Below are 5,033 nucleotides of genomic sequence, written 5' to 3'. Positions count from 1 at the left end.
CGGCGTGCCCGTCGGGGACGGCGCGGGGGAGGGGTTGCCCTGGCCGAAGACGACGTCCGAGCAGGAGTAGAACGCCTCGGGGCTGTCCGAGCGCTGCCAGACGGCGTAGATCAGGTGACGGCCCTGCTTGGCGGGCAGCTTGGCGGCCATCGTGTAGAAGCCGTCGGCCACCACCGGGTTCTGCACGGTGTGGAACGGCTTCGCCTCCAGGTCGGACCACTTCAGCGGCTTGGCCGGGTCGTAGCCGTCCTTGGTGATGTACAGCTCGAACGCGCCCTTGTGCGGAGCGGTCGCCCGGTACTTGAACGTGTGGGCCGCACCGCTCGTCATGGTCGTCGCCGGCCAGTCCGCCCTGGCCTGGTCGAACCCGCGATACTTGTCGCGGCCGGCGCTGCACAGCTTCCCGTCCGGGATGATCTCGCGGTGCCGGCCGGCCGCGTCGGCGATGTTGACCTCGTTCCAGTCGTAGAGAGGCTGGGTGCCGCCGATCGCCACGGCCTGCTTGCACGCGGCCGACTTGGGGCTCTCCGGGCCCTCGGTGTAGCAGACCATGGCCCGGCTGGGCGGGTTGCTCATGGTGCCGTGGGCGGAGGCCGTCCCGGGGGCGACGGCGAGCACGAGCAGCGTGGGGGCGGCCAGAGTGGTGGCGACGATTGCCTTGCGGTTGATCTGCATGCAGATCACCTTGGACCACGTGAAAGGGCGAAATATCGTGGTTAAGCCTCCCTTAAGGCTGGCTTAGGTGCCTTTTCAGGGGTACGCCGAATCCACACCTGCACCTGTGCCCCGCCCAGCGCCGAGCGATCCAGCCGCAGCGAGCCACCGGACGACTCGGCCAGCCGCCGCGCGATGTCCAGCCCCAGCCCCGTGGACCCGCTACCGCTGCTGCCCCGCTCCAGCGCCGCCTCCGGATCCCGGATGCCCGGCCCCGCGTCGGCGATCAGCACACCGACCGCGTCCGGGCCCTCGTGCAGCGTGACGCTGAACGCGGTCCCCTCCGCCGTGTGCCGGAACACGTTCCCGAGCAGCGCGTCCACGACCGCCGTCAGCTCGCCGGCGGGCACCGGCACCCGTACCGGCAGGGTGGCGCCGACCAGTTCCCACGGCCGCCGCTGATCCTCCGCCAGCGCCGACCAGAACGTCAGCCGCTCGCGCAGCACCTCCGCCACGTCGCACGACCGCGCCGCCCTGGAGGGCCGCCTGGCCGCCGCGATGACCGTGTCCACCTCGCTCTCCAGCCTGGTCAGCGCCTGGCTCGCGGCCTCGGCCCCCGGCCCGATCCGGTCCAGGCTGAGCCGCAGCGCGGTCAGCGGCGTGCGCAGCCGGTGCGAGAGGTCGGCGGCCAGCTCCCGCTCGGCCGCGAGGAGGTGGGTGACCTGGTTCGCCATGGAGTTGAACGCGGTCGCCGCCGCCTTGAGCTCGGGCGGCCCCTCGGGATAGACGCGCTCGCTCAGGTCGCCGGCGCCGAGCGCGGTGGCAGCCGTCCCGAGCCGGCGCGCCGCCCGTACGACCCGGGCCCCGAGCCGGTCGCCGACCAGCACGGAGCCGAGCACCAGCACCACGGCCACGCCGGTGAGCACCGCCCACGAGGTGAGGACCCCCTGGTTGAGGTCGTCGGCGGGGACGAACACCTCGATCACCGCGCCCCGGTCGCCGTCCAGCGCGACGGGCCGCAGCAGCGCGTACCCGCCGGCCAGCTCCACCGTGCTCGCCCTGGTCTGGGCGGCGGCCCCGGCCACCTCGGCGGCAGGGGCGCGGGTGGTGCCCGCCGTCGCGCCGCCCGTCACGTGGACGGCCAGCAGGCCGCGCCGCCCCGCTTCCGTACGGGCCATCGCGTGCTCCAGGTCGGCGCCCTCCGTGGTCAGCGCCAGCACCGGGACCAGCGCGGACGCCTGGCGCTCCGCGCCGGCCAGGGCCCTGGTCTGCGCGGTCTCCCTGACGATCAGCGCGAGCGGCACGAGGAAGGCCAGCGCGACCATCGAGGTGACCGCCACCATCAGCACGGCCAGCGTCCGCCTCACCGCGGGCCCCCGTGCACGCCGCCGCTCACGCGGGGGCGGCCAGCATGACCCCGACACCCCGGACGGTGTGCAGGTAGCGGGGCTGCGCGGCGCTCTCGCCGAGCTTGCGGCGCAGCCACGACAGGTGCACGTCGATGGTCTGGTCGTCCCCGTACGCCAGCCGCCAGACCTCGGCCAGCAGCTCCTGGCGGCTGACCACCCGGCCGGCCCTGGCGGCCAGGTAGGCGAGCAGGTCGAACTCGCGCCTGGTCAGCGAGAGCGGCCCGCCGTCGAGCACGGCCGCGCGCCGGTCGACGTCCACGACCAGACCGCCCACCTGGAGCGTCACCGGTGCGGGCGCGGACCTGGCCCGGCGCAGCACGGCGTCGAGCCGGGCGCTGAGGTGGTCACCGGAGAACGGCTTGACGAGATAGTCGTCGGCGCCCGCCCGCAGCAGCCGGACGATCTCGGCCTCCTCGTCGCGGGCAGTGGCCACGATGACCGGCACGTCCGAGATGCCGCGTACCATCCGCAGGGCCTCGGAGCCGTCCAGGTCGGGCAGGCCCAGGTCGAGGACGACGGCGTCCGGCGGGCGCTGCGAGATCTCCCTGAGCGCGTCCAGCGCGCACCCGGCGCTGCGTACGGCGTGGCCGCGTGCCCCGAGCTCGTGGATGATCGCCGACCTGACGAATTCGTCGTCTTCGACTACGAGAACCATCGCCATGCGCACCAACCGTACATAATGCGTCTCATGCGTCGAGCCCTTCGATATGTCGCGATCTGGTGCGGAGCCACCGTGGTCGCCGTGTCGGTCTCCTGGTTCGGCGTGCGCGGGGTGCTGCGCAGCGAGTTCGTGGACGATGTGGACGTCGAGCCGTTCCTCGCCCAGACGATCGCGGCCGACCCGGATCCGCTGATTATCGCCACTCCGACCCCCTCGCCCCGCCGTAGTACGAAAAATCCGAAAAATCGGGCGAGCCCGACCCCTTCGGCGCGGAAACCGGTGAAGGTGATCACCGTGAAGGGCGGCGAGGTGGCGTTCACGCTCGGCCCCGGCGGCTGCCGCCTCGTGTCGGCCACACCGGTCAGCGGCTACACCGCCAAGGTCGCCCGCGCCGACGGCTGGATCCGGGTGGACCTGGCCAGGGGCGGGCACGGCACGGGCGTCTTCTGCATCAGCCACGAACAGCGCACCGACACCTGGGAGTACTGATGAAGAGCCGCCGCTGGAGCAGGTCGAGCGGCACCCGCGACACGCTGCTGCGCGCCGCCCGCGAGGTCTTCCTGGCCAAGGGGTACGCCGAGGCCACGGTCGCCGACATCGTCGAGGCGTCGGGCATCAGCGTCGGCAGCCTCTACCACCACTTCGGCGGCAAGCCGGGCCTGTTCATGGCGTTGTGGGAGCAGTTCATGCGCGGCCAGGAGGAGCGCACCTCCAGGGCGGCCAAGGCCACCGAGGGGACCGAGGAACGCTTCCTGGCCGGCGCCCGCGCCTATCTGGCCGGCTCGTGGGAGCAGCGCGAGGTGGCCAGGTTGTTCCTGGAGAGCGACGGGCCGGCCGAGTTCGCCACGCTGCGCAGGCAGCGCGGCTGGGACTGGATCGGCGGCAACAAGCGCCTGCTCGGCCTGGCGGACACGCGGCAGAGCCACGTGCTGGTGGTGCTGCTCACGACCATGATGGCCGAGGCGGGCCGCGAGGTGGCGGCCTGCGAGTCTGACGAGGACGCCACGGTGACGATCGACGAGACGATCCGCCTGGTGAGGCGCATGCTCTCTACTGCGGAAGGCGTATCCGGGCCGCCTACCTAGGGCCGATTGCGGGCCCGGCCGAGGATGCGACCGTGGTGGGCATGGACGCACTCCGCCGGGCCCTGGGCGGGCTCTCGCTGCTCTACGCGCTGATCTTCGCCATGTTCGCGCTCCCGCACGCCGGGATCGTGTCCTGGCCGGTGCACGAAAGCGTGATCGTCCCGGCCGCGATCGTGGAGACGCTGTGCGTGGCCGCCCTGCTCACCGGCGGGTACGGCGCGCTGTCCGGGCGGTCGTGGGCGTGGGACGGGCTGATCTACAGCCACGCGGCGGCGCTGGCCGGGGTGGTGCTGGGCATCCTGTCGCTGGCGTTCGGGGCGGCGGCGGGGTCGGCGCTGCTCACCTGGTATCACAGCGCGATGGCGGCCGTGCTCGCCGCCGGTCTCGCCGGCGCCTTCTACGTCTCCAGGGTCCGCAGGTAGGCGGCGGCATCGGCGACGTGGTCCTCGTCGAACACGCGGATCCCGTTCGACTCCAGCAGCGCCGTCGTGACGCCCTGGCCGGGGGCGCGCCGCCCGCTGAACGTGCCGTCGCAGACCGCCAGCACGCCGCACGAGGGGCTGCCCTCCTTCAGCACCGCGAGCCGGACGCCGGCCGACCGCGCGGCGGCCAGCGCCGCCCGCGCCCCGGCGACGAACTCGGCCGTCACGTCCGAGCCGTCCGTGGCCAGCACGCGGGCCGCGCCGGAGAGCACGGCGGCCCCGCCCGCGCCGCCCTCGATCTCGGCGGCCGGGCGCGGGGTCGGCAGCCCGCCCGCCACCTCGGGGCAGAACGCCACCAGCCGCCCCTCCTCGCGCCACGCGGCGAGCCGGGCGTCCGAGCTGGTCTTCGCCCGGCCGTCGTAGCGGACCTTGCGGCCCATCAGGCAGGCGCTGACGAGGATCCTTTCCACACCTTCGATCCTATGAGCGCGATCGGCAGCAGCGAGACGCCGGTCAGCACGGTCACGCACCAGAAGGCGTAGGTGTAGGGCCGCTCGGCGCCCGCCCTGGTGAACACCTGCAGCAGCACGGTGAGCAGGGCGACCCCGAACGGCGCGGCCAGCCGTACCGCGATCGTGCTCAGCGTGGTCGCGGCCGGGATGGCGACCGGCTCCAGCGTCCTGAACGCGGCGGCCATCACCGAGGCCGACACCAGCCCGTGCCCGAGCCCCAGCACGAAGATCGGCACCGGGCCGCCGAACCCCATGAACGCCAGCACCCCCGCCACCGCCACGACCACGCC

General features: G+C 73.4%; 8 protein-coding genes. 3 read left to right on the top strand and 5 right to left on the bottom strand.

Going from position 1 to position 5,033, the window contains the following annotated elements:
• From ETD85_RS60015 to ETD85_RS60005, 3 genes are all read right to left on the bottom strand, one after another.
• Positions 1–675, bottom strand: a 675-nt coding sequence (locus ETD85_RS60015) for a lytic polysaccharide monooxygenase auxiliary activity family 9 protein (protein WP_138698718.1), incomplete at its 3' end; no start/stop codon positions are given.
• A 41-nt stretch (positions 676–716) separates the two neighbouring features.
• Positions 717–2,021: a HAMP domain-containing sensor histidine kinase gene (locus tag ETD85_RS60010; protein ID WP_138698717.1), complete on the bottom strand. Its 1,305-nt coding sequence runs from the start codon at positions 2,019–2,021 to the stop codon at positions 717–719.
• A 25-nt stretch (positions 2,022–2,046) separates the two neighbouring features.
• Positions 2,047–2,724 (bottom strand): response regulator transcription factor, encoded by a 678-nt coding sequence (locus ETD85_RS60005; protein WP_138698716.1) that lies wholly within the window; start codon positions 2,722–2,724, stop codon positions 2,047–2,049.
• Positions 2,725–2,751: 27 nt separating this feature from the next.
• Here ETD85_RS60005 and ETD85_RS60000 point away from each other — a divergent pair, with 27 nt between their 5' ends.
• The 3 genes from ETD85_RS60000 to ETD85_RS59990 are packed head-to-tail and all read left to right on the top strand — an operon-like array spanning position 2,752 to position 4,231.
• Positions 2,752–3,213, top strand: a complete 462-nt coding sequence (locus tag ETD85_RS60000) for a hypothetical protein (protein WP_138698715.1) — start codon at positions 2,752–2,754, stop codon at positions 3,211–3,213.
• On the top strand, positions 3,213–3,809 hold the full coding sequence (locus ETD85_RS59995) for a TetR/AcrR family transcriptional regulator (RefSeq protein WP_138698714.1): 597 nt from the start codon (positions 3,213–3,215) through the stop codon (positions 3,807–3,809). Before ETD85_RS60000 ends, ETD85_RS59995 begins: the two co-directional genes overlap by 1 nt.
• A 41-nt stretch (positions 3,810–3,850) precedes the next feature.
• Complete coding sequence (locus tag ETD85_RS59990; protein WP_138698713.1) at positions 3,851–4,231, top strand: hypothetical protein; 381 nt, start codon at positions 3,851–3,853, stop codon at positions 4,229–4,231.
• On the opposite strand, the gene ETD85_RS59985 is transcribed toward ETD85_RS59990, so the two are convergent.
• Entirely contained in the window at positions 4,207–4,701 is a 495-nt protein-coding gene (locus ETD85_RS59985; protein ID WP_138698712.1) for a 2-thiouracil desulfurase family protein, read from the bottom strand. The two genes, ETD85_RS59990 and ETD85_RS59985, sit on opposite strands and share 25 nt — an antisense overlap.
• Positions 4,671–5,033: MFS transporter (locus ETD85_RS64180; protein ID WP_420847394.1), on the bottom strand; the 363-nt coding region annotated here is incomplete at its 5' end. The genes ETD85_RS64180 and ETD85_RS59985, both read right to left, overlap by 31 nt.

It is taken from the genome of Nonomuraea zeae, from assembly GCF_005889725.1.
Lineage (GTDB): Bacteria > Actinomycetota > Actinomycetes > Streptosporangiales > Streptosporangiaceae > Nonomuraea > Nonomuraea zeae.
This window is presented reverse-complemented; position numbering and strand designations above follow the sequence as displayed.